The organism is Methylibium sp. T29-B (assembly GCF_000576225.1).
In the GTDB taxonomy this organism is placed as follows: domain Bacteria; phylum Pseudomonadota; class Gammaproteobacteria; order Burkholderiales; family Burkholderiaceae_C; genus Methylibium; species Methylibium petroleiphilum.
The window spans coordinates 1-3,011 of record NZ_AZSN01000269.1 but is presented as its reverse complement, the minus strand read 5'-3'; the positions used below and the strand labels follow the sequence as shown (position 1 = coordinate 3,011).

The 3,011-nt window shown below is 67.9% G+C and carries 3 protein-coding genes and 1 pseudogene; all 4 read right to left on the bottom strand.

Annotated elements, in window-relative coordinates:
- On the bottom strand, positions 1 to 184 hold a 184-nt coding region (locus Y694_RS23840; protein ID WP_197028841.1), incomplete at its 3' end, for a CoA transferase.
- Between the two features lie 34 nt (positions 185 to 218).
- Positions 219 to 1,151: an alpha/beta hydrolase gene (locus Y694_RS20895; RefSeq protein ID WP_036236214.1), complete on the bottom strand. Its 933-nt coding sequence runs from the start codon at positions 1,149 to 1,151 to the stop codon at positions 219 to 221.
- A 43-nt stretch (positions 1,152 to 1,194) separates the two neighbouring features.
- Complete coding sequence (locus tag Y694_RS20890; RefSeq protein WP_036236210.1) at positions 1,195 to 2,574, bottom strand: DUF1329 domain-containing protein; 1,380 nt, start codon at positions 2,572 to 2,574, stop codon at positions 1,195 to 1,197.
- A gap of 133 nt (positions 2,575 to 2,707) precedes the next feature.
- A pseudogene (locus Y694_RS25090) lies at positions 2,708 to 3,011 on the bottom strand (hypothetical protein); the annotation flags it as partial.

Sequence of the window (3,011 nt, the reverse complement as noted above, 5' to 3'; positions counted from 1 at the left end):
GCAGCACGTCGCGGGCCGGATCGAACAACGCCGCCTGGGCGCCGCCGCCGGGCCGGTCGATGCGCAGCACGTCGGCGCCCAGGTCGGCCAGCAGCATGCCGCAGAACGGCGCCGGCCCCATGGCAGCGACCTCGACGACACGCACGCCGTGCAACGGGCCGGGGCCCGGCCCCGCTGCCGTCATGGCCGCCCCCTCAGCTGCGCCGTGACACGGACACTCAGGCGGTCCCGAACGCAGACTTCAGGTTCCTGCCGATGCGGTCGTAGATGCTCTGCGTGTGGCCGATCACGCCCTTCATCCAGAAGAAGCCGTGGATCATCGTCGGGTTGGGCACATGGTCCACCGACACGCCGGCCTTCGCCAGTGCCTTGGCGTAGGCATCGCCCTCGTCGCGCAGCGGGTCGTAGCCGGCGGTGATCACCGTGGCCGCGGGCAGTCCCTTCAGGTCGCCCTTGATCGGCGAGACATAGGCGTCGCTCGCCTGCGCGGGCTGGGTCAGGTAGTGACCGAAGAACCACTGCATCGCGCCCTGCGTCAGCAGGTAGCCTTCGGCGTTCTCCTTGCGCGAGGGGTAGTCGCCCGCCGCGTCGGTGACCGGGTAGACCAACACCTGGTGCGCGATCTTCGGGCCTTTGCGGTCACGCGCCATCTGCGACACGACCGCCGCGAGGTTGCCGCCGGCGCTGTCGCCGGCCACCGCGATGCGGGCCGGGTCGAGGCCCAGCTTCGCGGCGTTCTCGCGCGCCCACACCAGGCCGGCGTAGGCATCCTCCGGCGCCGTGGGATAGGGATGCTCGGGGGCCTTGCGGTAGTCGACCGAGACCACCGCCGCGTTGGACGCGTTGCACAGCGACCGCGCCACCTTGTCGACCAGGTCCAGGTTGCCGAACACGAAGCCGCCGCCGTGGAAGTACACCAGCATCGGGTGCGGTGCGTTGCCCGCTGGCCGGTAGATGCGCACGGCGATGTCGCCGCCCTTCACCGGCACACGGTGATTCGACACATCGGCTACCGCCTCCTCGTCGCCTTCCAGGCCGACGAAGGCCATGGCAGTCTCGCGGGATTCGGGCACCGTCATCTGCTCGAAGCTCTTCAGGCCCTGCGCCTTGAACGCATCGAGCAATCCTTGTACTTGCGGGTCCAGTGACATCGTCGTCTCCTTGGGGGTGGTGAAGAAGCGCAGAGACCGGGCTTCAGTTGCCCAGCCGCTGCATCGCGGAAGTGGTCAGGTACTTGTCGTAGACGCTGGGGTCGTTGACGCGCATCGAGTGGCCGCCCGGCACCTCGCGCACCTGCTCGATGCGGGTCATGCGGTTGGTCTGCACGTTGAAGGCATGCACGGTGGCCCAGGACCAGTAGGGCTCCTTGCCGTCCATCACGCGCGCCTTGCCGTCGTCGTAGTACGCGAAGGACGCGTCGAAGTGGCGGAACAGTTCGCCGCGACGGTCGTAGGACACCATCTGGAACGGCACAAGCGTGCGCGCGTCGAACCACACGCGCTTGCGCCCGACCGGCGCGCGCGGGTAACGCACCGGCTCGGCCTCGATGACGATCACCTCGGGTACCAGTTCGACCGCGTGGTCCCAGAACAGGTTGCCCTTCGGGCCGCCGTGGGTGGTGTGCTCCCAGTTCGGATGGGTCGACGTCCAGCCGCGCGAGACCGCTGCGAGGTGCGGCCCGCGGTGCACGACCTGATAGTTGCCCCAGGTCAGGAACGGATCGCCGGCCGCCCAGGCGTCCGACAGGTAGAGCTCGGCGCCGGCCACCAGCGGCTCGAAGCGCTGATTGGTCGGGAAACTGCGCACCCGCTTGAAGGCCGGCAGGTAGCCGTAGAGCTGCGGGAACTGGTTCTGGTCGTAGGCCCAGATGTTGAGGAAGATGGTGCCACGCGCATCGGCCGGCTCGGTGAACAGCACCGACTGGTAGCGCAGCTTGTCCGGCTCACCGGCCCAGTAGGGCTTGGGATCGATGACGGTGCGCGCCACCGTGGACATCTCCGCCCACACCGACGAGTACTGGTACTGCAGGTTGCCCGAAGGGTCGAGGTCGTATTCCTTGCTGGCATAGACCGACACGTCGTGGCGGCCCCAGCTCAGCGTGTGGGCGGCGAACATCTCCAGCGCCGACGTGGGCTCCGGAAACGGATTGCCGCCGATCCAGGGCTTGCCTTCGGTGGTGACGATGTTGCCGGTGGCGTCGAAACGCGCCTTGCCGCGGTTGCGCGCGGTGGCTTCCAGGTAGGGCGTCGGGTTCAGGTGGCTCAGGTCGGTGGTAGTCGGTGCCAGCACCAGCTTGCGGCCCATCGTGGAGATCTGCCGATAGCGGACCGGGTCGAGCAGGTCCTTCACCAGTTCCACGTTGCCCGCGTCGATCACGTCGCCGGACTTGAGGCGGCCCTTGCTGTAGACCTCGATCGACAGCAGTTCGTCCGGATAGGCCGCCGCGACCGAACCGGTGCGCAGGAAGGCCGTCCAGGCCGACCCGAACACGCCGGCGCGCAGCAGTCCCTTGCCGGTGGCGTCGAGGAAGGCCCGGCGGCTGAAGTCGCGATCGAAACGAAGAAGGTGCGCCATGAACTAGGGTTTGTTTACGCTATGAGAGCCACGGCACAAAGAAAAAAGCACCGGCTGCGCGAGCGGCCGGTGCATGTGGCTGTCGAACGCCGGCCCCTGCGCGGCCGGGTCGACGTACACCACGACTAGACACTCAGAACTGATAAGCCACGCGGGCGAAGATTTCGTTGTTGTGCTGCAGGCCGTCGACGAAGTCGCGGTACTCGCCCTTGTTCTGGGAGTACACGGCGTTGAGGTAGAGGTCGGCCTGGATCGACTTGGTGGGCTTCCACTTCACGCCCGGCTGCGCGTACCAGCCGCCCTTGAGGTCGGTCAGGATCGCGAAGTCGAAGCGGTACTCCAGCGTCGGCGAGGGCTGCTGCAGCGCCAGCGCCACCGCGTTGAAGCCGCCCGACTGCCCGCTCGGGTTGTCGCCCGGGGTGTTGCCCACGCCGCCC